Here is a 25,022-nt window from a genome sequence, read left to right as displayed (position 1 = left end):
CCGGCCGCCGTCCGCGCGAGCGGCGACGACGTGCTCAGCCGCTGAAGGTGTTCGCGGGGAACCCGTGCACCGTCGTCGGCACCGCGAAGACCGCACCGGACCGCGGCGCCTGCTCCAGGTCCTGCTCGGTGAGGTTCTCGCGGGCCGTCCCGACGAAAAGCGTCGACATGTCCGGACCGCCGAACGCCACCGACGTCGGGTTGGCGACGGGGAGCTCCACCGTCTCCAGGTGCGAGCCGTCGGGCCCGTAGCGCTCGACGCGGGATCCGCCGTAGATCGCACTCCAGAAGCAACCCTCGTCGTCGCGGACCAGGCCGTCGTGCGCCTGACCGACGATGAACGGCTCGAGTTCGCCGAGCTCGCCGTCCGGGCCGTACGACCCGCGGAAGACCGTCGAGGCACTGGTGTCGGTGACGTACATCGTGCTGCCGTCCTCCGACCACTCCATGCCGTTCGTCACGCCGAAGCCGCCGCGGAGCACCCGGGTCGTGCCGTCGGCCTCGATCGAGTAGAGCGCCGCATCGGGTTCGCCGGTCGTCACGTTCATGCTGCCGACCAGGAACCGGCCGAACGGGTCGCACTTGCCCTCGTTGAACCGGTTGCCCGAGGTGCTGTGGGTGACGCGGGCGATCTCGCGCTCGACGCCACCCTGCTCGTCCGTCACCACGACGGTGTCGCCGAGGGCCGCGACGAACCCGCCGGAGGCCCGGGGCTGGAAGCTCGCCAGCGGGGGCGGCAACGGCACGCTCGACCGCACGGTGCCGTCGGCCTCGGCGGTGTTGAGGGTGCCGAGGGTGATGTCGGCCCACCGGAGCAGCTGTGCGGACGGGTCCCAGACGATGCTCTCGGCGAGGACCGCTCGGGCGTCCGCGAAGACTGTCGCGGGGCCTGTCGTGACGTTGGTGCTCATCGACCCCGTCTACCGCGGGGGCGGTCCGTGCTCGCTCAGGCGTGGCGGCGCGGCTGCGAGTTCACGGGCTCAGCGACACTTCACGCCCGCTTCGGCCCGTGAGGTGTCGCGCAGCGCGAAGGTCCGCGCCGGTCCGGTCGTCCGTGCACCCGCGGGTCAGAGGCGGGCGAACCGCGCGCGGAAGAAGCTGTAGACGCCGAAGGCCAGGAACCCGATGCCGATCGCGACGAGGACGAACACCCCACCGGGCATGCTCCGCACGGCGTCGAACGCGGCGTCGAGGCCGGTGGCCTGGTCGGGGTCGCTCTGCAGCCCCGCGACGGCGATGAGCACGCCCACGATGACCACGGCGATCCCCTTGCCGACGTACCCGACGACGCCGAGCACGGTGACCACACGGTCGAGCTGACCCGACGGTCGCGTGATCTGCTTGCGGAACGACCGGCGGCAGCCGATCACTACGAGGCCGATGCCGACCGCGACCGCGATCGCCCCGGCGAGGAGCAGCACGAACACCCCTCCGGGCGTCGCCAGGGTCTTCGCCGCGGCACTCTGCGACGAGCTGCTCGAGCTCGACCCGGCACCGAGCGCGTACGAGGCCGCCGAGTACGCGATCACGCCGTAGACCACGGCCTTCGCGGCGTCCTTCAGCCGGGCGAGCCACCCCCGGGTGGTGTCGGAACGGCCGCCGACGATCGCCTCGACGATCAGGCGAACGGTGAGTGCGGCCGTGCCGACGGCGATCAGCCAGAGCAGGAACACCCCGCCGGGGACCGCGGCGATCTGCTGCAGCGCACCGGACTGGTCCGTCTCGCCGCCGGAGGACGCGTTGCCGATGCCGAGCAGGATCGCCAGGTACCCGATCAGCAGGTGGACGATGCCGCTGCCGACGAACCCGGCGCGCGCCGTGACCTCGAACCAGCGGCTGTCGGCCGCTCGCCGGACCTGTCGTCCGGTTTCCTTCGCTGCGTGCTCCGCCGTGTCGCTCATCACGCCCCAGCGTGCCCGACGCGTGCCGTCCTGTCCGGGGCGCGCCGGGCCGTGCGGTCCGCCACGTGGCGGACGGGAGGCCCGTGGCGGTGCCGCCACGGGCCTCCCGTCCGTCGGTGGGCGCGTCTCAGTCGCCCTTCACGTTGACGACCTGCCGCAGGGTGTGCCGGATCGACACGAGGTCCTCGGCGTCCGCCATGACCTGGTCGATCGGCTTGTACGCCGCCGGGATCTCGTCGAGGAACGCGTCGGTGTCGCGGTACTCGATGCCGGCCATCGCCTCGCGCAGCTGCTCGTGGGTGAAGGTCCGCCGAGCCGCGCTCCGCGAGAACAGCCGGCCGGCACCGTGCGGGGACGACTCGAGCGAGGGCTTGTTGCCGAGTCCCTCGACCACGTACGACGCGGTGCCCATCGACCCGGGGATCAGGCCGGGCTGACCGGCCTTCGCCTGGATCGCACCCTTGCGCGACACCCACACGGACTTGCCCCAGTGCGTCTCACGCTGCGTGAAGTTGTGGTGGCAGTTGATCCGCTCGCGCTCGTCGACGGGCGTGCCGACGGCCTCGGACAGCTGCCGGACGACGCGGTCCATCATCTCCTCGCGGTTGAGCAGCGCGAAGTGCTGGGCCCACCGGAGCTCGGCGATGTACCGGTCGAACTCCGGCGTGCCCTCGACCAGGTACGCCAGGTCGGGGTCCGCCAGCTGGATCCACCACCGCTCCATCGCCTTCTTGGCGACCTTGATGTGCCGCTGCGCGATCTTGTTGCCGACGCCTCGCGACCCGGAGTGCAGGAAGAGCCAGACCCGGTCCTGCTCGTCGAGGGAGACCTCGATGAAGTGGTTGCCGGACCCGAGCGTGCCGAGCTGGTTCCGCCACCCGCCGTGCACGCCGTCCGGGTCGAACCCGGCGGTCTCGGCCATCGCCTCGAGCTCGGCGATCCGGGGCGCGGCGGTCGCCACGATCTTCCGGTTCGACGCACCGGCCGACAGCGGGATCGCGCGCTCGATCTGCTCGCGCAGCCCCTGCAGGTCGGCGGGCAGGTCGGTGGCGGTGAACTGCGTGCGGACCGCGATCATGCCGCAGCCGATGTCCACGCCGACGGCCGCCGGCATGATCGCGCCGAGGGTCGGGATGACGGACCCGACGGTGGCCCCGAGGCCGAGGTGTGCGTCGGGCATGAGGGCCAGGTGCGGGAACACGAACGGCATGCGCGCGGTCGTGCGGGCCTGCTGCTCGGTGTTGTCCTCGAGCATCGAGGCCCAGCTGAGCAATCGGTCGTTGATCTTCTTCATGGAGTCGTCTCGCTTTCGTGACGGTCGAGGTGACGGTCCGAGACGGTCGTACGCCGGGCCTCCTGGTCGTCGCCGGACGTGGCGGACGGGAGGAAGCGGTGCTGACGAACGCCCCGGGCCGGGTGGGCACGAGGCGTCGTGGGACGTCGCGTGCCTACGCGGGATAGCGGAGGGACCACTGCTGCTCGGGCAGCACGGCGGCCGCGGCGAGCTGGAGCTCGACGCGTTCCTCGTTGTGCTGCACGGCGCGCATGCGCGGTCCTTCCGGTGTGCCCGGGGCGGGCGGTCTGCCGATCGGCAGGAGGACGACGCTAGTGCGACACGCCCGGGATGCGCAAGTCACGCGGGCGTGTCGGCTGTGCTCCGGGGTGCTCCGGCGGTTCGCTGGCGGTTCTCCGGCGGTGCTCCGACGGTGCTCCGGCGGCTCGCCGGCGGTTCTCCACAGGCTGGAGGCCCGGCGTGCGTTCTCCACGAGGGGTACGTCCGCCTGATGGTCGCCACCGGGGCCGGGGCAGGCTGGACGCATGACCGAGCGCACGCGAGACACCCCCGACGCGACCGAGAACGAGGAACGGACGAACGGGTACGTCCCGCTCCGTTCGTACGGTGCGATCGGCGATGGGCGGACGGTCGCCCTCATCGCGCTCGACGGCCGGATCGACTGGCTGCCGATCCCGTCGATGGACTCACCGCCCGTGTTCGCGAGCATCGTCGACGCCGAGCACGGCGGACACGTCGCCCTGCGGCCGGTGGACGACCAGGCGCAGGTGTCCCGCGCCTACCTGCCGGGGACGAACGTGCTCGTGACGACCTGGACGACCCCGTCCGGCACCGCCACCGTGACCGACGCCATGGTCACCGGAGTGGCCGGACGGCTGCCCTGGGCCGAGATCGGCCGCTGCGTGCAGGGGGTCGACGGTTCGGTCGAGATGGAGTGGGCGGTCGTGCCCGGCACGATCCTGAACACCGCGGAACCGCGCCGACTCGACACCGCGAACGGCACGGTGATCGGCGTCGACGGCGTGACCATCGCGATCGTCGAGCAGGGCTTCGAACCGGTGCACGACGACGGTCCCCGGTTCTCGGGGCGGTTCACGACGGCCGAGGGCTCGAAGTCGATCCTGACCATCGTCGGCACGTACGACGAGCCGATCTTCCTGCCCGAACCGGAGCGCACGCTCGAGGGGGTCGACCGCACGATCGAGAACTGGTCGACCTGGTCGAAGGAGTTCAGCTACGACGGCCCCTGGTCGGACGCCGTCCAGCGCAGCGCCCTCGCCCTGAAGCTCCTGATCTTCGCCCCCACCGGCGCCATCGCTGCGGCCCCGACGACGAGCCTGCCCGAGGACCGCACCGGCGGCAAGAACTGGGACTACCGGTTCGCCTGGGTGCGCGACCTGGCGTACACGGTGCACGCACTCACCCGCTTCGGCCTGCGCGAGGAGACGCACGCCGCCGTGTCGTGGGTGATGCGCACGATCGCCGAGCACGACGAGACGATGCCGATCTTCTACGGACTCGACGGGTCGAAGAGCGACACCGTCGAGGAGCGCGACGTCCCGGGCTGGAACGGCATCGGACCGGTCACGATCGGCAACCGCGCCGGTGACCAGCTGCAGCTCGGGGTCTGGGGCGACGTGTTCGAGATCATGCGCCAGTACGTCCGAGCCGGCAACGTGCTCGACCGCAAGACGGCCGCGGTGCTGCAGGACCTGGCCGACGACGCGTGCCACCGCTGGGTGGAGCCGGACTCGGGCATGTGGGAGCTGCAGGAGGCGCAGCACTACACGACGAGCAAGATCGGCTGCTGGCAGGCGCTCGACGCGGCGGTCGAGCTGCACGACGCGGGGATGATCGACGGCCCGCGCGAGAAGTGGATCGAGAACCGCGAGCTCATCGAGGACTGGGTCGCCGAGAACGGGTGGAACGAAGAGCTCGGCCACTACGTCATGTACCCGGGCACCGACGCGCTCGACTGCTCGATCCTGCTGCATGCGATGTCGGCGTTCGACCGTGGACCGCGCATGGAGTCCACGATCCGCGCCATCGAGGAGCAGCTGCAGCACGGGCCGCTCGTGTACCGGTACTCCGGCATCCAGGACGAGGAGTCCCCCTTCGTGGCGTGCTCGTTCTGGCTCGCCGCCGCGCTCGCATGCGTCGGACGCGTCGACGACGCGAAGCAGCTGATGGACGACATGGTCGCGCAGGCGAACGACGTCGGGCTGTTCAGCGAGATGCTCAGCGCCGTGGACGGGGACTTCATGGGCAACATCCCGCAGGGGCTGTCGCACCTGGCGCTCATCCAGGCTGCGCTGACCATCGAAGAAGTCTCAGAGAAGTCCTGACCGGGCTGGACGGCCCCTCGGGGGCGCGGGGCATCATGGTCTGACGATGAACGACGTCGATGCACGGATGGACCGGCTCCGCAGGGCCGCCCGCTACCGCTACCAGCAGCTCGTCGACCAGGAGATCGAGCGGGGGTCGCTCGACCCCGACGAGGTGCGCTCGGAACGCGAGGAACGTCGGCTGCTCAAGGCCGCCGACGTCGCCGCGCACGCCAGGGCCCAGATCGCGGAGGCCGAGCGGCGCGGGGTCTTCGAGGGCAACCCGTACCACGGCAAGCCGCTGCCGGGCCTCGACGGGCAGCACGACCCGGACTGGTGGATCAAGTCGAAGATCGAACGTGAGGACATCCGGGGCATCGCGCCGCCGGCCCTGGCGCTCCGCACCGAGGACGCCGAACTCGATGATGCCCTGGACGCCCTGTCGCTCGAGACCGACGTGCGCGACGTCCTCGTGGACTTCAACGCGCGGGTGAAGGAGGCCCGGCGGCAGCTGCTCGGCGGGCCGCCGGTGGTGACGCCGATGCGCGACGTCGAGGCCGAGGTGCTCGCCTGGCGGGAGCGCCGCGAGGTGCGCATGGCTTCGGCCGCGCGGGCAGCGGAGCAGGCGCGGCTCGAGGCGAAGCCGCGGCGGTGGTGGCGGCGGCGCTGAGGGGTGCGGTCCGGGGGCGAGATTTCGCGCTGAGCGACAGTTCTCGCGAACATGAGCGCGTGAGGTGTCGCCCAGCCCGTGACGACGGCGGCGGCTGCCGGCACGTCGTGCGCCGAGACGCACGACGCACGACGCTCGGCACGCAACGCAAGTCGGCCCGGACCGCGCTGCTGCGTGGTCCGGGCCGACTGTGGTGGTGCGGGGTGTTACTTGATCTGTGCGGTGATGGTGGCGGTGCCGACGAGCAGGCCGCGCTTGACGGCGTCGGTGCCGAAGGTCTTGTTCAGCAGGCCGGCGGCGTCTTCGGAGATGTGGACGGTGGTGCCGGTGAGGATGGCGTTGTCGCCCTCGAGCTGGAGGGGCTTGAGGGAGCCGCCGTGCAGCTCGAACAGGAACGCGTTGGCCGCGGCGACCTTGCCGTTGACGAGGACGTCGCCGTAGAGCTTGGACGAGCCCGGGTTCACGACGAAGTTCTCCAGCGTGACGGTGGTGTCGCCGGCCTTCAGGGTCAGCCCCGAGTCGTCGTGGTTCAGCAGGCCCTGCACGTACGGGCGGTAGTTGCCGTCGGGGGACCAGTAGGTGACCGACCCGGCGGTGATCGGGAACGACACCGACCCGTCAGCGAGGGTCGCGTCGCCCGAGACGCCGGGGGTGAGCTTCAGGGCGGTGAGGGCGTCGGTGAAGCCGGAGTCGAGCTTCACGGCGGTGGAGCCACCGAGGACCTCGGGGACCGAGGCGACGGGTGCGGGGATCTTCGACGACGACGAGGACACCGTGTGCACGTTCGGGGTCGCGGCCTGGGCGGAGGAGATCCCGAACGCGGCACCGCCGAGGACGAGGGCGCCGGTCGTGGCGAGGGTGATGGAGGTCTTGAGGCTCTTACGCATCGTGATCAGTCCTTTGCTCTGGAGGCGCTCCGGCCGGTGGCCGAATGTGCACGTGGTGTGCACGCTTGCTGTGTACAAGCTGCAGCCCGGCCAACTGTGACCGGAGAGCGCCCTGGGCGTTTGCCCTGTGCAAGTGATTCGGCACCCCCGCCCGAACGGTTTGGGACGAGTTTCCTGAGGTGCCGCAACCCGGGGTTTCGTACCGTGTACCCATGGCTCCAGCACACATCTCCACCACCGACCGGCTCCGGGCGGTCGACGCCTGGTGGCGCGCCGCCAACTACCTGACGGTCGGGCAGATCTACCTGCTGGACAACCCGTTGCTCACCAGGCCGATCGAGCCGGATGACGTCAAGCCGCGGCTGCTCGGCCACTGGGGCACCTCTCCCGCACTGAACCTCGTGTACGCACACTGCAACGCGCTGATCACGGAGACCGGGCGCGAGTTCCTGTACATCTGCGGCCCGGGGCACGGCGGCCCGGCGATGAACGCGAACGCCTGGCTGGACGGCACGTGGAACGAGCTGTACCAGGACGTCGACCTCCAGCGGTTCTTCCGCCAGTTCTCGTTCCCGGGCGGCATCCCCTCGCACGCCGCCCCGGAGACCCCCGGCTCCATCAACGAGGGCGGTGAACTCGGCTACTCGCTGTCGCACGCCTACGGTGCGGCGCTCGACAACCCGGACCTCGTCGTCGCCTGCGTGGTCGGTGACGGTGAGGCCGAGACCGGTCCGCTCGCCGGGTCGTGGCAGGCGCACACGTTCCTCGACCCGGTGTCCGACGGTGCCGTGCTGCCGATCCTCAACCTCAACGGCTGGAAGATCGCGAACCCGACCGTCCTGGCCCGCATCCCCGACGAGGACCTCACCGCGTACTTCCGTGGGCTCGGCTACGACCCGATCGTGGTCGACTCCCGCCGCGTCGACGACGACCCGTACGCGGTGCACGCCCTGTTCGACGGTGCCCTGCGACGCGCCCTCGCCGGCATCGACGACATCCAGGCCGCTGCACGCGCCCAGGCCGCCCGTGCCGCCGCGGGGCAGCCCGCCGGTGCCGCCGACCTGCGTCCGCGCTGGCCGATGATCGTCCTGCGCACCCCGAAGGGCTGGACCGGCCCGAAGGAGGTCGACGGCGAGCAGGTCGAGGGGACCTTCCGCGCGCACCAGGTGCCGCTGCCCGCGGTGCGCGAGGACGACGGCCACCGCGCCCAGCTCGAGGAGTGGATGCGCTCGTACCGCCCCGAGGAGCTCTTCGACGAGGACGGCCACCCGGTCGGCATCATGACCACGATCCGTCCGACCGGCGACGTACGGATGAGCGCCACCCCGCACGGCAACGGCGGTCGGCTACGGACCGCGCTCGACCGGCCGCCGCTCGAGCCGTACGCGGTCGAGGTCGGTTCCACGGCGTCCGCCACGGGCACGCTCGGCCCCTGGCTCGCCGCACTCATCGAGAAGAACGCCTCGACCTTCCGGCTGTTCGGCCCGGACGAGACGATCTCGAACAAGCTCGACGCCGTGTTCGACGTGACCTCGCGCGTCTGGCGGGCCCAGCGCGCCGCCGGCGACGAGCACCTCGCCGCACGCGGCCGGGTCACCGAGGTCCTGTCCGAACACCTGCTCGAGGGGATGCTCGAGGGCTACGTGCTGTCCGGTCGGCACGGGATGCTCAACACCTACGAGGCGTTCGCCCACATCATCGACTCGATGGTCGGGCAGTACGCCAAGTGGCTGGAGTCCTCGACCGACATCGACTGGCGGGTGCCGGTGTCCAACCTGTCGCTCCTGCTCTCGTCGCACGTCTGGCGACAGGACCACAACGGGTTCTCCCACCAGGACCCCGGGTTCCTCGACGTCGTCGCGTCGAAGCAGCAGGACCTCGTCCGGATCAAGCTGCCGGCCGACGCCAACACGCTGCTCGCCGTCGCCGCGCACGCGATGGAGACCACGGACCGCATCGAGGTGATCGTCGCCGGCAAGCACCCGGAGCCGGTCTTCCTGTCCCTCGACGACGCGGTCGCGCACGCGCAGGCCGGACTCGGCGTGTGGGACTTCGCCGGTACCGAGCAGGCCGTCGGGAAGGTCGACGTCGTGCTCGCCTGCGCCGGTGACGTCCCCACGGTCGAGGCGATCGCCGCCACCGACATCATCCGGAAGCACGCTCCCGGCGTCGGGGTCCGCGTGCTCAACGTCGTCGACCTGCTGGCGCTCGGTGACCCGCGCAAGCACGAGCACCCGATCCCGGACGAGCAGTACGACGCGCTCTTCCTGCCCGGCACGCCCACAGTCTTCGCGTTCCACGGGTACCCGACCCTCGTGCACCAGCTGACGTACCGCCGGAACGGGCACGACGACCTGCACGTGCACGGGTTCCTCGAGCAGGGCACGACGACCTCGCCGTTCGACATGCTCATGCGCAACGAGATGGACCGATTCGCCCTGGCCCACGACGCCCTGACGCGGGTGGACGCCGAGGCGCACGCCGACCTGCTCACGAAGCTGTCCGAAGCGCGGGACGCTGCGCGGACGTTCGCGTACACGAAGGGCGAGGACCACCCGTCGCTCGCGGGCTGGGAGTTCGCGGGCTGGCCCCAGGACGAGCCGGCCAGCGGCGGGACCGGCGGTGACCCCGGTGCGGGCGAGACCGAGGCGGCCGCACCCGGCAACTGACGCACTCCTCCACAGGCCGGGAGGCCCGGAGGCCCGGAGGCCCGGAGGCCCGGAGCACCCTCCACAGGACCGGTCACGCCCGCCGCGTGGCCGGTTCCGTGCTGTCAGGGTTCCGGCATGGACATCGGCTGGATCAGTGCGCTCGTGTCGGTCACGAGCGCGTCCGTCGCGCTGGGTGCGCTCGTCGCCTCGGTGCTCGACGGGCGCGCCGGACGGCGAAATGCAGAGTTCTCGGTGCACCGCGACCTGTGGTGGCAGCGTTGGTCGTGGGTCGCCGATCGTGCGACCTCGGACGACGAAGGAAAGCGCGCGGCTGCGGATGTGATGTCGGCTGCGCTGGTGACCGCAGTTGGACGACCGACGACGACACCTGGACCTCTCAGGCGCTCGCTGAGTACGAGGCGACACGACCGGGAGCCCACGAACAGCAGGAAGGAGAACGTCGATGATCTCGACGCTTACCGACGAGGCCTTCAAGCGGCTGCTCGACAACCGCGAGATGACGACACCACGGCTCCTCGCCAGCCCCCACTACGGTCCACTCATGCGTGCGAAGGGCGCCGAAGCGGAACTCGCGCAGATGCGCATCGAATGGCGCGAACGCCAGGAGCGCGCCCGGGCGCGGAAGCTCAAGGACGAGGCGTCCTTCGGTGAGAGCTGAACCGACGCTCTGCGGGCCTGCCAGGCTGTGAACGTGACCGAACTCGTCATCCCGGCCCCGAGCCTCCCGACCGTGCCCACGACGACGGGCGCGCGTTTCCCCGTCCGCCGTGTGTTCTGCGTCGGCCGGAACTACGCCGCGCACGCCCGCGAGATGGGCCACGACCCGGACCGCGAGCCGCCGTTCTTCTTCACCAAGCCGGCGGACGCGGTCGTGGTCGACGGCGGCGACACCCCGTACCCGCCGCTGACGCAGCAACTGGAGCACGAGGTCGAGCTCGTCGTCGCCATCGGCACCGGCGGCACGGACATCGCCGTCACGGATGCGCTCGCACACGTGTGGGGCTACGCCGTCGGGATCGACCTCACCCGCCGAGACCTGCAGGCCGAGGCGAAGCGACTCGGACGCCCGTGGGACACGGCCAAGGGCTTCGACGCCTCGGCGCCGATCGGGGCGCTCACCCCGGCGGCCGAGGTCGACCCGACCAGCGGCGCGATCGAGCTGACGGTGGACGGGGAGCTCCGGCAGTCGGGCGACCTGGCCGACCAGATCTGGTCGGTCGCCGAGACGATCGCGGCCCTGTCACGGTCCGTGGCGCTCGCGCCCGGCGACCTCGTGATGACCGGCACTCCGGACGGTGTCGGCGTGCTCGACCGGGGCGCCGTGCTCGTCGGTACGATCGCCGGCGTCGGCGAGGTCCGGACCCGGATCGACTGAAGCACGTGTCGGCGATGTGTCGACGGGCTGGGAGCGTTCGCAGGCAGCTCGGGTAGATCTTGGGCATCGTCGCGGGTGGGGCCCGCGGCGGACACGGGGCGGCGCATCGCGACGGGGCGACGCGGACACCTCGGGACTGCCGGAGGTACCACCGTGCTGGAACACGACCTGCTCGCCACGTCCTGGACGTGGGCGGGCGACGAGAGCGTCCGCGACCGGGTGCACGCCGTCGGCGCCGCCGGGTTCGCCGGCCTGTCGCTGTCCCTCGACGACCTGCACGAGGTCCGCGCGACGACGGGCTTCGCCGAACTGCGGCGCATGCTCGACGCCGCCGGCATCGTCTGGGTCCAGCTCGGACCGCTGGACCGTTGGTGGACGTGCACGAGCCGCACCCAGGACGAGGACGCCGACCGCGGGGTCGTGCTCGAGGCCGCGGCAACGCTGAGCGCCTGGCAGGTGGTGGCGCGCGCCGACACCTCGTTGCCCGGAGCCTCCCCCGCGACGATGGCCGACGACTGGGTCGTGCTCGCCGACCAGGCCGAGGCGGTCGGAGCGCAGCTCGTGCTCGAACCGGAACCGTGGTCGAACCTGCCCACGATCGAACGGGCCTCCCGTTTCGTCGCCGCTGCCGGCCACCCGAACGGCGGCCTGCTCATCGACGCCATGCACGCGCTCCGCGGCGGTTCCACCCTCGCGTCGATCCGGCAGGGCGTCGCACCGGGGGTCCTCGCAGCTGTCGAGCTGAGTGACGGACTGCTGCACACCCCGAGCGGGATGACCCTCGCCGAGGAGTCCCGGACGGCACGGTACCTGCCCGGTGCCGGAGCGTGGGACCTGCCCGGCTTCGTCCGGACCGTGCGCGAACTCGGGTTCGCCGAGCCGTGGGGCGTCGAGGTCCGGACCCCGGCGCACCGGGCGATGCCCGTCCGCGATGCGCTCCGGACGGCTGTCGCCGCCACCCGTGCGGTGCTCGACGCCGCTGATGCGTTCGGCGCCCCGGCCGCTCCGGCGATGCCCTCGACGCCCGCACCGACGTCAGCGGTGGACTTCGAGCCCCCGCACACCGGCCGCCACGACCCGACGCACGGTGCCCGTCGCCGGGACGCCGACACAGGGACGCCCGCGTAGGTTGCTGGGCATGACCGATCAGGCAGCACACGACGACGACCTGCTCCGCCGTTCCCAGGAGTCCATCGACGAGGCCAAGGCCGCCGCGGCCGAGGTGGTCGAACCGGAAGAGGACGAGCTCATCGAAGAGGACGCACCCGTGGCCGACCACGCGGTGCCCACCGACGGCCCTGCGCCCGCGGCCTGACCCGGCCCTGATCCGACAGGATCCCGCGCACGGACGAGATCGCCGGGCGACCATCGAGGTCGCCCGGCGATTCTTCTCTGCGCCCGCGTGACGAAACGCTCACTCGGCACGTCTCACCAGTGGACCCACCGAGTGTCGCTTCGGCGAGCCCGGTGCGGGGCTTTGGTGGTCGGTCTCCCTGAACCGGCTGGTCACGTGCCTCGGCGACGGCCCGTGCGCTCCCTGATCCAGCGTGCGGGCCGTCGGGTCTGTTCGCTTCTGTCGGTCGCGTCGAGCGGTCAGGCGTTCAGGGCTGCCCCGTCAGTCGTCGTCTTCGTCAGTCGTCGTCCTCGTCTGCGAGGAAGTCCGCGTACCGGACCTCGGTCTCCGTGGTGCCGGTGCCCGGTTCGACGGACCGCTGCGACAGGTCGTCCCCCGTGATCGCGACGCGTTCTGCAGCCGTGTAGGGCGGCAGGTACTTGCTCGAGTTCATCCTCGAAGCCCCCTTCGTCCCGGCGAACGTAACAGCCGATGGCCGATCGTGGCCACCCGTTCCGATACTGTCCCCCGCGCGGGCTCCGGACGGGGGACGGATGTTCGCCAGCGGCGGACCCCATGCGCACGCATGTGGACCCGAAGGCGAAGCGCGGCTCAGGTCTCCCGCACGACGTCGTCCGGGTCCTTGTCCACCCGCCACCCTCGCCAGGACGGCTGCCGGAGCCGTCCGTCGCCGGTCCACTCGGCGAACTCGACCTCGCCGACGCGCTTCGGCGTGACCCAGTGCGCATCACGCGCGTCAGGTCGTGGGACGTCGACGAACGGCGGGGTCTTCCGTTCCAGCGGTGCGAGGGCACCGGCGATCTCGTCGAGGTCGCGGTCACGGAACCCGGTGCCGACCTTGCCGACGTACTCCAGCCCGTCGGGGCCGGGCACCCCGAGCAACAGCGAGCCGATCCCCCCGGCACGCCGTCCGCTGCCCGGCTTCCAGCCACCGACGACGACTTCCTGCGTGGCGTGGTGCTTGCGCTTCAGCCAGGCCTCGGACCGTCGGCCCTCGGCGTACTTCGACGACCGCTTCTTCGCGACCACGCCCTCGAGGCCCTGCTCGCGCGATGCAGCCAGCACCGCGTCGAGGTCGCCCTGCACCGCCGGCGGCACGTCGACCGCACCGCCGGGTTCCACGACCGTCTCGAGTGCCTGCCGCCGGGCGTCGTAGCCGAGTCGCGTGAGCTCGTGCCCGTCCGCCTCGAGCACGTCGAACAGCAGGAACCGCACGGGCGTCGTCTCCTGCGCGCTCCGGACCTCGCGCGCCTTCGTCAGGCCCATGCGGTTCTGGAGCAGCTGGAACGAGGGGCGGCCACGATCGTCGACGGCCACGATCTCACCGTCGAACACGCCGTCCACGCCGGCCCGCTCGCCCAGTTCCTGCAGCTCGGGGTACTGGGCCGTCAGGTCGTTGTCGTTGCGGCTGCGCAGGGTCACCGACCCGTCGCGGACCGTCGCCAGCGCGCGCACCCCGTCCCACTTCATCTCGAAGGCCCAGTCCGCCGGGTCCAGCCGCGGCTCGCCCTTGGCCAGGGTCGCCTGCATCGTCCGGCGCTCCGACGGCGGGGTCTCGGCGTCCGCGGCCCCGCTGATCCGTTGCTGCCCGGCACGGTGTGCACCGTCGTGCCCGTCCGACGGCCGGTCCGCCCGTCGCGCCACCGCCGGCCCGGCAGAGCCGCCGCCGTCCGCCAGCCGTTCGGGTTGCTCCTTCGTGCGGTGGATCAGCCAGTTCTTCTCGTCCCCGCCGCCACGGCCGCGGGTGTGCAACAGCGCGAGGCGGCGAGCGCCACCGGCCCGACCGTGCAGCGTGACGATGACCTCCTGCCCCTCGCGCCACTTCTCGAGCTCGTAGGTGCCGTCGTCCCAGATCGTGACCGTGCCGCCGCCGTACTCGTCCTTCGGGATCGTGCCCTCGAACGCCCCGTACTCGAGCGGATGGTCCTCGGTCTGCACCGCCAGGTGGTTCTTGCCCGGGTCGGTGGGCTCACCCTTCGGCAGGGCCCAGCTCACCAGCACCCCGTCGTGCTCGAGCCGGAAGTCGTAGTGGTCGCGGGTGGCGTGGTGCTCCTGGATGACGAAGGTCGGTGTGCCGTCCTTCCGCACGGTGGGAGCGCCCTCGGGCACGGGCTCCGGCGTCTTCGAGGCGTCCCGCTTCGCCCGGTAGGCGGCGAGCCGGTCACGTGCGGGCTGCTCGGCGTCGTTCGCGCGCTCGGTCCGGTCGCTGTCCCAGTGACCGTGGTCGTCGCGCCCGACGGCCAGCGAGGCGGAGGCGACCGGGTGCAGGAAGTCCCCACGGTCCTCCAGGCGTTCGAGGACCTCGTCCAACGTGAGCTGCACGAGCCCGCGTTCCTCGAGCTCCTTCCAGGTGCGGGGTGCCGCGACCGTCGGCCGCTCGCGGCCGCGCAGCGAGTACGGGGCGATGGTCGTCTTGTTGCCGTTGTTCTGCGACCAGTCGACGAAGACCTTGCCCTTCCGCTCCGCACGGCTCATCGACGACAGCACCAGGTCCGGCAGGTCCGTCTCGAGGGCCTTGGCCAGCTCGTGGGCGACGTCGGAGACCTGCGCCGTCGTCGCCTTGCCGTCCAGGGCCGCGTACAGGTGGATGCCCTTGGAGCCGGACGTCACCGGGTACGGGTCGAGTCCCATGCCGTGCAGGATCTCGCGCGCGGCCACGGCGACCTCGACGCACTCGGGCAGCCCCACCCCCTCGCCCGGGTCGAGGTCGAGGACGAGCCGATCCGGGTTCTGCTCCGCGCCGCGGGGGCCGAACCGCCACTGCGGGACGTGCAGTTCGAGCGCGGCCTGCTGCGCCATCCACACCAGGGTCGGCAGGTCGTCGACGATCGGGTACTCGTTGTCGTGTTCCGAGTGGTGGATGGTGTGGTGCCGCACCCAGTCGGGGGCCGAGTCGGGCAGGTTCTTCTCGAAGAAGACCTTGCCCTCGACACCGTTGGCCCAGCGCTTGCGGGTCACGGGGCGGTCCTTGACGTGCGAGATCATCCACGGCGCGACCCGCTCGTAGTACTCGATCACCCGACCCTTCGTGGTGCCGGTCTCGGGGTAGAGCACCTTGTCGGTGTTCGTGAGCGCGAGCCGCCGGTCGCCGACGAGGACGACGGTCTTGCGCGAGGCGGGACTCACAGCGCCACCCCGGTCGCTCCCGCCACCGTCAGGGTCGTGCCGGACGTGTACGACGACTCGGGCCCGGCCAGGTAGACGTAGGCGCTACCGAGCTCGACGGGTTGGGCGGGACGGCCGAACGGGGTGTCCTGGCCGTACGCCGCGATCTCGTCGCCCGGGTAGCTGATCGGCTGCAGCGGCGTCCACACCGGCCCGGGCACCACCGTGTTGGCCCGGATGCCCTTGCTCGCGAGCTGCCGTGCGAGCCCGTTCGTGTAGGTGATGATCGCGGCCTTCGTCGCGGCGTAGTCGATCATGCGGTCCTGCGGCTGGTACGCGGACACCGAGCTGGTCGTGACGATCGAGCTCCCCGGCGCCATGTGCGGGACGGCGGCGCGGACCAGCCAGAACAGCGAGTAGAGGTTGACCTTCATCGTGCGGTCGAAGTCCTCGGTGCTCTGCGCGGTGATGTCCTCGTGCACCTGCTGGTGGCCCGCGACCAGCACGAGTGCGTCCAGGCCGCCGAGCTCGCTGACGGCGTCCTGCACCAGGACGTCGCAGAAGGCCTCGTCGGTCAGGTCGCCGGGCAGCAGCACCGCCTTGCGCCCGAGGTCACCGATGACGTCGCGGACCTGTTCGAGGTCCTCGCGTTCCTCGGGCAGGGCGTTCAGGGCGACGTCGGCCCCTTCCTTCGCCATCGCGATCGCCGCAGCGCGCCCGATGCCGGAGTCCGCGCCCGTGACGAGCACCCGGTACCCGCGCATCCGCCCGGTGCCCAGGTAGCTCGTCTCGCCGTGGTCGGGGGCGGGGTCCATCGCACTCGCCAGCCCGGACCCCTGCTGGGTCTGCGCGGGGAACGGCGGACGGGGGAACTGGTCGCGCGGGTCCTGCTTGTCGAGCTGGCTCATGGGCCCATCGTGCTCGCGCCGGCCTCGCGGCGGTCCAGCGAACCGGACATCCGTGGAACGATCCCCCGGACGGCGGACCTGTGGAGGAACCGACGGCTCCGAGCACGCACGCGTGCGGGCGGGCATCATGTGCGCATGAGGTCGATCTGGAAGGGCTCCATCGCGTTCGGGCTCGTCAACGTGCCCATCAAGGTCTACGCGGCCACCGAGACGCACGACGTGTCCCTGCACCAGGTCCACGACGAGGACAAGGGCCGCATCCGGTACAAGCGGGTGTGCGAGTTCGGCCACGAGGTCGAGTACGCCGACATCCAGCGCGCCTACGACGACGGCGACAAGACCGTGGTGCTCACGGCGGACGACTTCAAGCAGCTCCCCGAGGAGCAGTCGCACGAGGTCGAGGTGCTCGAGTTCGTGCCCGTCGAGCAGGTCGACCCGATGATGTTCGAGAAGACCTACTACCTCGAGCCCGACTCGCGCTCGCCGAAGGCGTACGTGCTGCTGCGCGAGACCCTGGCGAAGACCGACCGCCTGGCGATCGTGCAGTTCACCCTGCGGCAGAAGACCCGGCTCGGGGTGCTCCGGGTGCACGACGAGGTCATCCTGCTGCAGGGGCTGCTCTGGGGCGACGAGGTCCGCGCTGCCGACTTCAAGACCCTCGACACGACGGTGAAGGTCAGCGCCAACGAGCTGAAGATGTCGTCCTCGCTCGTCGAGAGCATGTCCACCGACTTCGACCCCGACCGCTACACCGACTCCTACCAGGAGGAACTGCAGCAGCTGATCGACGCCAAGCTCGAGGCGGGCGACGACATCGACACCGAGAAGACCTTCGGCGCCCAGGACGACGAGGACGACGACGACGAGGGCGGTGACGTGCTCGACCTGATGGCCGCCCTGCGTGCGTCCGTCGACAAGAAGCGGACAGGAGGCTCGGGGTCGCGTTCGTCGTCGACCGCACGCTCGTCGTCGGGTTCCGGCTCGGGCACGTCCGGCTCGGGCTCGTCCGGCTCCGGCAGGAAGGCGCCGGCGAAGAAGGCCCCAGCCAAGAAGGCCGCGGAGAGCACGGCCGAGAAGGCCCCCGCGAAGTCGGCGGCGAAGAAGCCGGCCGCCAAGAAGGCTCCGGCGAAGAAGCCGGCCGCCAAGAAGCAGGCGAGCTGACCGCTGGCGGGGGTCAGGCCGCGGTCGAGCCGCCGCCCGCCAGCCGCTCGAGCGTGGTGAACACCCCGGCGTGCTCCTGGCGCAGCGCGGTCCACCCGGCGCCGGTGTCGATCCGCTCCGGGTGCTCGACGGGCACCGCGTACCCGTGCTGTGCCCGCGGCACCGGGTCGCCCGGCAGCCGGAGCTCCTGGGTGAAGGCGCCGCTCGCCGCCTCGAAGGTCAGGGTGTGCGACGCGACGTTCCGGCCCCAGTCCGCGGACGGCCACGACATGAACGCGACGTGCCGCATCCCCTCGGCGGGATCGGTCGCCGAGACGTAGCAGCCGTGGTGGTCCTCACCCGGGGACAGGATCGTGTACGTGCCGTTGTCCCGGTAGACGAGCAGGGCCTCGGCGAAGGGCTTCGGGGCGTACATCGCGGTGTAGCGCAGGGCGTGGACGAACCGCGGCCGCCCCAGCGGGACCGACACCACCGCGCTGCGGACCGGCCCCTCGCTCGGTGGCGCCTCACCCGGGGTCGACGCCACTCCGCCTGCCGGGAGGTGGGCGACGTAGAGCAGTTCGGCGTCCTCCGTGCCGGTGCTGCGACCGTCGTGCACGACGTGTGGCTCCTCGACCAGGGCCTGTCCCGGCCCGACGACCCGCGTCGCCTCTTCGGTGACGTGCGTCAGCGCGCCGCGCACCACCAGTCCGGTCTGACGCGCGTCATGGCGGTGCCAGCCGGTCGACGCACCCGTCGGGAGCGTCAGCCGCCGGACCTCGTACGTGCCACCGTCGGGCCCGTCGACGGTGGCGATAAGGGTGGTGGTGGGCTCGGGATCGGTCATCGGGGTCCTCTCGGTGGCGCGTTCGCCAGATGATCGTCTTGCACTCGCCTGGGACGGCGGTCGAAGGACGACGCGGATCCGTTCAGCCGACGACCGCGGCACGTGTCACGAGCCGGAAACACGGGTCCGGGACACTGGTCGGATGACTCCACAAGAGCCTGGGAGCCTGCAGTCGTCATCCGAGACCGCAGGCCCGCCCGTCACCGTCTCCGTCACCCGCCTGGTCGAACCCGACCGCATCCCCGAGGTCACCCGCTGGGTGCAGTCCGGGGTGAACCTGGCGAACCGCTACCCCGGCTTCCTCGGCTCGGGGTGGGTGCGTTCCACCGCGCAGTCCCGCGAGTGGCACATGCTCTACCGGTTCGCCGACCACGACTCCCTGGCCACGTGGGAGAACTCCGACGACCGGCTGCGCTGGCTCGACCTGGGCCGTGACCTGGTGGTGGAGTCCCGCGTCGAGAAGCGCACCGGCATCGAGGGGTGGTTCGACGTCCCGCAGGACGCCCCGGCCTCGAGCGCTCCCCCGCGGTGGAAGCAGTCCGTGAGCATCTGGCTCGGCTTCTTCCCCGTGAACCTCGCGTTCACGTACCTGACGGCCTGGCTCGTCCCCGCGTTCGCGCACGTCGCGATCCTGCCCCGGGTGCTCATCACGACCGTCGTGCTCACGCCGATCATGACGTTCTGGGTGCTGCCGTTCGTGACGAAGCTGATCCGGCCGTGGCTGCTCGCACCGCCGAGGTCCGGGCGGGCCTAGCCGACGACCCCGGGCGGGACTGGCCGACGCCCCCGAGCGGCACGGGCCCGTCGTGGCCGAGGGTGTCCCATCCGACCTGCAGCATGTGCGGCCGGGCCTCGGTCGCAGAGGCCTCGGTCTCGTACGTCAGCGCGAGCATCACGATGGCGCCGAACGCCCCGGAGACCCGTGCCCGCCGGTCGAGCGGGGTGGCCGTGGCGTCGGCCATGTCGATGCCGAACACGTCGAGGAGCGTCGCTGCGACCGGTTCGAGCCGGACGCCGACGTCGTCCCCGCGCCGGAGCGTGAACGCCGCGAGCGCGAGTTCCGCCCACCCGGGCCGGGCGAGAGCGAGGTCGGCGATCCCCACGAGCGCCGCGGCGTCGCGGGTCTCCCCCGCGGGGGCGGCGGCAGCGGCTGCCCGGATCGCCTCGGTCTGCGCGGTGCACTGCGCGAGCGCGGCCTCGACGAGCAGCTCCTTGCTCGTGAACCGGGCGAGGATGCCCGCCTTCGAGTAGCCGGCCTGGTCGGCGACGGCCTGCACGGCGGTGTCCTTGATGCCGCGGCGGGCGATGAACCCGGCGGTGATGTCCAGGACGCCCCCGTTGATCTCCTCGGCGGAGGGCCGAGCACGGCGCGCAGGCCGACTCACGCGCCGACCGCCGAGGCCCGTGCCGTCCGCAGGCGCCGGGTCCCCGCAACGAGCAGGGCGATCCCGGTCAGGAGCTCCCACGCGACGATCGTGTACACGGACGCACGCTCCCACACGCCGTCGGGGAGCACCTCGATCACCGTCGACGACGAGTCCACGACGAGCATCACGAGGGAGACGAGGCCGACGATCCCGAGCGCGACGCTCGCGATCCGGTAGGCCGCCGGTGCCCGCAGCGCCCGGGACCCGATGCCGGCGGTGATCGCCACGAGGTTGCCGGTCGTGATCGCTGCCGCGGCGCCGAGCACGTGGAACACGATGGTGCCGCCGTCGGTGCTCGTCTGGCTGCCGTGGAACGAGCCGACCAGGACCATCCCGAACAGGTGGACCACGGCGAGGGTCGCGGTCGCGACCCTCGCACGGCGGGACGCGGCGCGGAACACCACGACGGCGAGCACCGCTGCGATCCCGAACAGGACGCCCTGCCCGATGAACGTCGTGTTCATGAGCACGTGCAGCGGTGAGTCGATCGACCGCCCCTGGAACGTACCGACGTCGGGGACGCCGAGGTCGGAGATGTAGTTCGTCGCGTAGTCGTAGCCGGGGAACGCCGACGCCGAGACCGCTTCGCCGACGAGCCAGCCGACCCCCGCCACCGTCCAGAGGGCCCCGGAGACCAGCGCTCCGCGAGTGTCCGTTTTGGTCATCTCCTGACCATATCGGTCACTACTGTGAGTTGCCCAGCACCGACAACTGGTCGAGCCGCTCGAGGATGACGCCCTCGCGCAGCGCCCACGGGCAGATCTCGAGGGCCGGCAGGTCGAAGATGTCCAGGCACGCCTCGGCGACGAGCGCCCCGGGCACCACCTGGTGTGCGCGGCTCGCCGAGACGCCCGGCAGCGCCGCGAGCTCGTCGACCGACATCGTGAGCAGCTCCGGCAGGCGCTGCCGCAGCACGTCGCCGTCGAGGGCACGGGGCACGAGCGGTCCGGCGGCGGACGGCGCGGCCCCGCAGATCCGGGCGATCGACCGGAACGTCTTCGACGTCGCCACGGCCCGGTCCGGGCGGCCCGAGCGGAGCAGCCGTCCGGCGTCCCGGGCGATCTCGACGCGGATCTCGTGCCGGATGCGGCGGACGTCGTCCTCGGTCGGGGTGCCGGCGGCGAAGTAGGAGCGCGCCAGGCGTGCGGCGCCGATCGGCATCGACCACGCGACGTCCGGTGCCTCGTCGGCACCGCCGGCGATCTCGAGCGAGCCACCGCCGATGTCGAAGACCGCCAGGCGACCGGCGGACCATCCGAACCAGCGACGCACGGCCAGGAACGTCAGCCGGGCCTCGTCGGAGCCGGACAGGACGGCCAGCTCGACCCCGGTGGACGACTCGACGTGGGCGAGCACGGCCTCGGAGTTGCCGGCGTCGCGCACCGCCGAGGTGGCGAACGCGAGCATGTCCTCGCAGCCGCGTTCCTCGGCGACGCGGACGGCGTCGGCGACGAAGGTGGTCAGGGCGTCGATCCCCTGCTGCGTCACCGCGCCCGAGGCGTCGAGGTGCTCGGCCAGCCGCAGCGGCTGCTTGAACGAGGACGCCGGCAGCGGCGCGGCGCCGCCGTGGGCGTCCACCACGAGCAGGTGGCCGGTGTTGGACCCGATGTCGAGGACTCCCACGCGCATGCCACAACGCTAGCGGGCCACCGGGACGGTTCGACCCGGGAGGCGCGGGTCACGCCCGCAGGAACGCCTCCAGCTCGGCGGTGGTCGGGTACGAGGCCTGTGCGCCCGGCTTGGTCGCGGCGTACGCCCCGACCCCCACCGCGAACCGAGCGGCGTCGACGAGGGTGTCCCCCGCGGCCAGACGCAGCGCCACCGCACCCATGAAGGCGTCGCCGCAGCCCGTGGTGTCCACGGGCTCGACCCGGACGGCGTCGATCGACACCGGCTCGGCACCCCCGTCGTGCACGACGCAGCCGGCACCGCCGCGGGTGACGATCGACCGTGCGACGCCGTGGTCACCGAGCGCCGCGGCCTCGTGCTCGTTCACCAGCAGCACGTCGGTCAGTTCGAGGAGCTCGGCCGGCACGGCGCCGAACGGTGACAGGTTCGTGAGCACCGTGACCCCGGCGGCGTGCGCGGCCCGGGCGGCGGCGAGGACGACGTCGATCGAGACCTCGAGGCAGAGTCCGAGCACCGCGGCGCCGGCGAAGGCGTCGGCCGGCACGTCGTCCGGCGTCAGCGTGCCGTTCGCTCCGGCGGAGATCACGATGGTGTTCTCGCCTGCGGCGTCGACGGTGATGACGGCGGTGCCGGTCGCGACGCCCTCCCGGATCGCGACGTGCGTCGTGTCGACACCCGCAGCCGCGACGGAGTCGCGGAGCAGCGCACCGTTCCCGTCGTCGCCGACCGCACCGATCATGCGCACCGTGCCCCCGAGCCTCCCGGCAGCCACCGCCTGGTTGGCGGACTTGCCGCCGGGCAGGATCGCGAGGTCGGAGCCCTGCAGGGTCTCACCGGGCTGTGGGAAGCGCGCGGTGCGGACCACCAGGTCCGCGTTGAGCGACCCGACGACGACGATGCTCTCGGTCAACGGACGGTCTCCTTCTGCGGGGCGACGGACGTGGTCTCGGCGCCCTCCGGACGGGGGATGAGGAACGAGATCGCGAGCGCGACGGTCGTGATCGCGGCCCCGAGCAGCATGCCACCGGAGTACCCGGCGGTGCCCGCGGAACCGCCGACGCCGAGCGCGATCTGCAGCGCGGGCAGGACGGCGAAGCTGACCCCGGCGCCGAGGTTGAACGCACCGGCGTTCAGGCCCGGCAGGAACCCGGGGTTCGACTCCGGCGACAGCACGATGCCCAGGCCGTTCAGGATGATGTTCGCGATGCCGGCGTAGGTGATGCCGATCAGCACCGTCGCGGTGACCAGCACGGGCAGCGAGTGCACGCCGACCAACGCCATCAGGACGGTCGAGACGATGCTGCCGATCAGCCCGACGCGCAGGACGGCGCGGTACCCGATGGTCGGGGCGAGGCGCCCGGCGAAGGGTCCGACGATCCACCCGACCAGCGCGTACGGGGTGAGGAACACGAGCGACGCCAGGTCGGGCTCCATCCCGAAGCCGGCGTCACCGTTCTGCGCGAGGCTCGTGACGAGTCCGTTGACCACGGCGAAGACGCCGGTCATCGTCAGGAACGTCGTCGCCAGGAGTGCCCAGGTCGCACGGCGCTTCAAGAACCTGGTCTCGACCAGGGGTTCCCGCACCCGCGACTCGACGGCCCAGAACACGGCGAAGGCGACGAGCGCGACGACGACGCCACCGACCACGAGCACGGGGTTCGCCGCGCCGAGCTTGCCGGCCTCGTTGAACGCCGTGAGCAGCGCACCCACGCTCACCACGAGGGGCACGACGCCGATCCAGTCCATCCGGGTGCCGGCCGAGGGCTTCGACTCGACGCCCCAGACCGCGACCAGGAGCAGGGCGATCACGGTGACGACGGCGATGACCCAGAAGATCCCGCGGAACCCGAAGTTCGTCGCGATCCACCCGCCGGCCAGGGCGTCGACGCCCGCGATGCCGCCGTTCACGGCGGTCAGCAGCCCGAGGGCGGCGCCGTAGCGCTTCGGGTCGCTGATCTCGTTGCGCAGGACGAGCAGGCAGATGGGGACGACCGGACCGGTGACGCCCTGGATGATGCGACCGGCGAACAGCATCGGCACGTTCACCGCGAGCGCGGCGACGATGCTGCCGACGAGCATCACGGCGAGCATGCCGATCAGCACGCGCTTGCGGCCCACGATGTCGGACAGCCGCGGCAGGAACAGCGAGAACAGCGCCGCGAGCGTGAAGTACAGGGTCTGCGACAGGCCGATGGTGGCGTCGTCCGTGTTCAGCTCGCGCGCCATCGTGACGAGGGCGGGGCTGAGCATGCTCGCGTTCAGCTGGAACGCGATGCACGCGGCGAGGAGCGCGGCGGTGAGGGCGCCGATCGACTTCTTCGTCGAGGTGGTGGTCATGGGGGTTCAGCGCTCCGGGGTCGTGGTGATGCCGGCTTCGACGGCGTCGGCGGCGGCACGTGGGGTCCAGCCGGTGTCGGCCGTCTCGCCGATGCGCTCGAGGGCGTCGACGACGAGGTCCCAGAACCGGCCGTGGTCGAGCTCCATCGCGGCGCTCGTGCGGCAGTCCTCGGGTGCGGGGGCGCGGAAGTCGGCGACGGTCATGCCGAGGGTCAGCGCGCCCTGGGTCTCGACGTGGATCGGGACCTTCACGGTGCGGACGATCGTGGGGTCGATGACGTACGCGACGGCGCAGGGGTCGTGGACCGGCGGGGCGTCGAAGCCCTGGGCGTCCTTGTAGGTCTGGCCGAAGAAGTCGAGCAGCTCGCCGACGAACGCGGCGGGGGCGGTGCCGACGCCGGCGATGCGCGCGGCGACCTCGGGGGTGGCCAGGGCCTGGTGCGTCAGGTCGAGGCCGACCATCACGACGTCCCAGCCGGCCTCGAACACGATGGCCGCGGCCTCGGGGTCGATGACGATGTTGAACTCGGCGACCGGGCTCCAGTTGCCGACGTGCACGCCGCCGCCCATGAGCACGACCTGATTGACGCGCTCGACGATGCGGGGTTCCTTGCGGGCGGCGAGGGCGATGTTCGTCAGGCCGCCGGTCGGCACGAGGGTGACCGTGCCGGGCTCGTGGGCCATCACGGTGTCGATGATCAGGTCGACGGCGTGGCGCTCGTCGAGGTCGAACGACGGCTCGGGGAGCATCGGGCCGTCCAGGCCGCTCTCGCCGTGGATGTCCGGTGCGACCTCGATCTGGCGCAGCAGCGGGCGGGCGGCTCCAGCGGCGAACGGCACCCCGGTGATGCCGGCGATGCGGGCGACCGCCAGGGCGTTGCGGGTGACCTTCGGCAGGGTCTGGTTGCCGACGACGGTGGTCACGGCGAGCAGGTCGATGGCCGGGCTGCCATGGGCGAGCAGGAGCGCCACGGCGTCGTCGTGGCCGGGGTCGCAGTCGAGGATGATCTTCGCGGCGGGCTGGGTCGCATCGGGCACGCTGGGCGCTCCACTTCTTCGGGGAATCGAGGTGAGTGCTCGACGTGGTGGGGATCCACGGGCCGGCAGAGCGCTGGCGACGCGGCGCGTCAAGCGTTTGACATCGAAACACGTC

General features: G+C 71.6%; 23 protein-coding genes. 9 read left to right on the top strand and 14 right to left on the bottom strand.

Annotated elements, in window-relative coordinates; translation table 11 throughout:
• Nucleotides 1-34 precede the first annotated feature (34 nt).
• The 3 genes from ORG17_RS01710 to ORG17_RS01700 all read right to left on the bottom strand — a co-directional run bounded on the left by ORG17_RS01710 (nucleotide 35) and on the right by ORG17_RS01700 (nucleotide 3,194).
• Nucleotides 35-910 (bottom strand): SMP-30/gluconolactonase/LRE family protein, encoded by an 876-nt coding sequence (locus ORG17_RS01710; protein WP_214526834.1) that lies wholly within the window; start codon nucleotides 908-910, stop codon nucleotides 35-37.
• Between the two features lie 156 nt (nucleotides 911-1,066).
• The gene (locus tag ORG17_RS01705; RefSeq protein WP_214526835.1) at nucleotides 1,067-1,900 is read right to left on the bottom strand and encodes a DUF1206 domain-containing protein; all 834 of its coding nucleotides are present in this window, start codon (nucleotides 1,898-1,900) and stop codon (nucleotides 1,067-1,069) included.
• A gap of 127 nt (nucleotides 1,901-2,027) precedes the next feature.
• The gene (locus ORG17_RS01700; RefSeq protein ID WP_071404876.1) at nucleotides 2,028-3,194 is read right to left on the bottom strand and encodes an RtcB family protein; all 1,167 of its coding nucleotides are present in this window, start codon (nucleotides 3,192-3,194) and stop codon (nucleotides 2,028-2,030) included.
• Nucleotides 3,195-3,718: 524 nt separating this feature from the next.
• On the opposite strand from ORG17_RS01700, the gene ORG17_RS01695 reads away from it, so the two are divergent.
• Nucleotides 3,719-5,539, top strand: coding sequence for a glycoside hydrolase family 15 protein (locus ORG17_RS01695; RefSeq protein ID WP_214526836.1), 1,821 nt, complete (start codon nucleotides 3,719-3,721; stop codon nucleotides 5,537-5,539).
• Between the two features lie 46 nt (nucleotides 5,540-5,585).
• Nucleotides 5,586-6,188: a DnaJ family domain-containing protein gene (locus ORG17_RS01690; RefSeq protein ID WP_027464989.1), complete on the top strand. Its 603-nt coding sequence runs from the start codon at nucleotides 5,586-5,588 to the stop codon at nucleotides 6,186-6,188.
• Nucleotides 6,189-6,394: 206 nt separating this feature from the next.
• Here ORG17_RS01690 and ORG17_RS01685 read toward each other — a convergent pair whose 3' ends face one another.
• Nucleotides 6,395-7,075: a hypothetical protein gene (locus ORG17_RS01685; protein WP_071247112.1), complete on the bottom strand. Its 681-nt coding sequence runs from the start codon at nucleotides 7,073-7,075 to the stop codon at nucleotides 6,395-6,397.
• A 212-nt stretch (nucleotides 7,076-7,287) separates the two neighbouring features.
• On the opposite strand from ORG17_RS01685, the gene ORG17_RS01680 reads away from it, so the two are divergent.
• The 5 genes from ORG17_RS01680 to ORG17_RS01660 all read left to right on the top strand — a co-directional run bounded on the left by ORG17_RS01680 (nucleotide 7,288) and on the right by ORG17_RS01660 (nucleotide 12,437).
• Nucleotides 7,288-9,744, top strand: coding sequence for a phosphoketolase family protein (locus tag ORG17_RS01680; protein ID WP_214526837.1), 2,457 nt, complete (start codon nucleotides 7,288-7,290; stop codon nucleotides 9,742-9,744).
• Nucleotides 9,745-10,189: 445 nt separating this feature from the next.
• Nucleotides 10,190-10,405: a hypothetical protein gene (locus ORG17_RS01675; protein ID WP_027467135.1), complete on the top strand. Its 216-nt coding sequence runs from the start codon at nucleotides 10,190-10,192 to the stop codon at nucleotides 10,403-10,405.
• Between the two features lie 33 nt (nucleotides 10,406-10,438).
• Complete coding sequence (locus ORG17_RS01670) at nucleotides 10,439-11,122, top strand: fumarylacetoacetate hydrolase family protein (RefSeq protein WP_214526838.1); 684 nt, start codon at nucleotides 10,439-10,441, stop codon at nucleotides 11,120-11,122.
• 153 nt (nucleotides 11,123-11,275) lie between these two features.
• Nucleotides 11,276-12,250 carry a sugar phosphate isomerase/epimerase family protein gene (locus tag ORG17_RS01665; RefSeq protein WP_173032297.1) on the top strand — a complete coding sequence of 325 codons (975 nt, stop codon included), beginning with the start codon at nucleotides 11,276-11,278 and terminating at the stop codon, nucleotides 12,248-12,250.
• 10 nt (nucleotides 12,251-12,260) lie between these two features.
• Entirely contained in the window at nucleotides 12,261-12,437 is a 177-nt protein-coding gene (locus ORG17_RS01660) for a hypothetical protein (RefSeq protein ID WP_155896953.1), read from the top strand.
• Between the two features lie 316 nt (nucleotides 12,438-12,753).
• Here the strand turns inward: ORG17_RS01660 and ORG17_RS01655 are convergent, their stop codons facing one another.
• From ORG17_RS01655 to ORG17_RS01645, 3 genes are all read right to left on the bottom strand, one after another.
• A complete protein-coding gene (locus ORG17_RS01655) occupies nucleotides 12,754-12,909 on the bottom strand; it encodes a hypothetical protein (RefSeq protein WP_155896954.1) in 156 nt (51 codons plus the stop codon).
• A 158-nt stretch (nucleotides 12,910-13,067) separates the two neighbouring features.
• On the bottom strand, nucleotides 13,068-15,602 hold the full coding sequence (locus tag ORG17_RS01650; protein WP_214526839.1) for an ATP-dependent DNA ligase: 2,535 nt from the start codon (nucleotides 15,600-15,602) through the stop codon (nucleotides 13,068-13,070).
• The gene (locus tag ORG17_RS01645) at nucleotides 15,599-16,489 is read right to left on the bottom strand and encodes an SDR family oxidoreductase (RefSeq protein WP_176708056.1); all 891 of its coding nucleotides are present in this window, start codon (nucleotides 16,487-16,489) and stop codon (nucleotides 15,599-15,601) included. The genes ORG17_RS01650 and ORG17_RS01645 overlap by 4 nt, the downstream gene beginning before the upstream one ends.
• 135 nt (nucleotides 16,490-16,624) lie before the next feature.
• Here ORG17_RS01645 and ku point away from each other — a divergent pair, with 135 nt between their 5' ends.
• On the top strand, nucleotides 16,625-17,650 hold the full coding sequence (gene ku, locus ORG17_RS01640) for a non-homologous end joining protein Ku (RefSeq protein ID WP_214526840.1): 1,026 nt from the start codon (nucleotides 16,625-16,627) through the stop codon (nucleotides 17,648-17,650).
• Between the two features lie 13 nt (nucleotides 17,651-17,663).
• On the opposite strand, the gene ORG17_RS01635 is transcribed toward ku, so the two are convergent.
• The gene (locus ORG17_RS01635) at nucleotides 17,664-18,476 is read right to left on the bottom strand and encodes a cupin domain-containing protein (protein WP_214526841.1); all 813 of its coding nucleotides are present in this window, start codon (nucleotides 18,474-18,476) and stop codon (nucleotides 17,664-17,666) included.
• A 142-nt stretch (nucleotides 18,477-18,618) separates the two neighbouring features.
• Here ORG17_RS01635 and ORG17_RS01630 point away from each other — a divergent pair, with 142 nt between their 5' ends.
• Entirely contained in the window at nucleotides 18,619-19,230 is a 612-nt protein-coding gene (locus ORG17_RS01630; protein WP_214526842.1) for an antibiotic biosynthesis monooxygenase, read from the top strand.
• On the opposite strand, the gene ORG17_RS01625 is transcribed toward ORG17_RS01630, so the two are convergent.
• From ORG17_RS01625 to uriH, 6 genes are read right to left on the bottom strand one after another with little or no spacing between them, the layout of a single operon-like run.
• A complete protein-coding gene (locus tag ORG17_RS01625) occupies nucleotides 19,148-19,861 on the bottom strand; it encodes a TetR/AcrR family transcriptional regulator (RefSeq protein WP_214526843.1) in 714 nt (237 codons plus the stop codon). The two genes, ORG17_RS01630 and ORG17_RS01625, sit on opposite strands and share 83 nt — an antisense overlap.
• Complete coding sequence (locus ORG17_RS01620; protein WP_214526844.1) at nucleotides 19,858-20,568, bottom strand: DUF998 domain-containing protein; 711 nt, start codon at nucleotides 20,566-20,568, stop codon at nucleotides 19,858-19,860. The genes ORG17_RS01625 and ORG17_RS01620 overlap by 4 nt, the downstream gene beginning before the upstream one ends.
• A 19-nt stretch (nucleotides 20,569-20,587) precedes the next feature.
• Nucleotides 20,588-21,532, bottom strand: coding sequence for a Ppx/GppA family phosphatase (locus ORG17_RS01615; RefSeq protein WP_111236143.1), 945 nt, complete (start codon nucleotides 21,530-21,532; stop codon nucleotides 20,588-20,590).
• Nucleotides 21,533-21,581: 49 nt separating this feature from the next.
• Nucleotides 21,582-22,442 (bottom strand): ribokinase, encoded by an 861-nt coding sequence (locus tag ORG17_RS01610; protein ID WP_138802401.1) that lies wholly within the window; start codon nucleotides 22,440-22,442, stop codon nucleotides 21,582-21,584.
• On the bottom strand, nucleotides 22,439-23,869 hold the full coding sequence (gene uriT / locus ORG17_RS01605; RefSeq protein ID WP_111057977.1) for a uridine transporter UriT: 1,431 nt from the start codon (nucleotides 23,867-23,869) through the stop codon (nucleotides 22,439-22,441). The genes ORG17_RS01610 and uriT overlap by 4 nt, the downstream gene beginning before the upstream one ends.
• 6 nt (nucleotides 23,870-23,875) lie before the next feature.
• The gene (uriH, locus tag ORG17_RS01600; RefSeq protein WP_214526845.1) at nucleotides 23,876-24,907 is read right to left on the bottom strand and encodes a uridine-preferring nucleoside hydrolase UriH; all 1,032 of its coding nucleotides are present in this window, start codon (nucleotides 24,905-24,907) and stop codon (nucleotides 23,876-23,878) included.
• Between the last annotated feature and the right edge of the window lie 115 nt (nucleotides 24,908-25,022).

This window comes from Curtobacterium flaccumfaciens pv. betae (assembly GCF_026241855.1).
Taxonomy (GTDB): domain Bacteria; phylum Actinomycetota; class Actinomycetes; order Actinomycetales; family Microbacteriaceae; genus Curtobacterium; species Curtobacterium flaccumfaciens.
The sequence above is the reverse complement of the archived record's forward strand: the minus strand, read 5'-3'. Positions and strand labels throughout refer to the sequence as shown.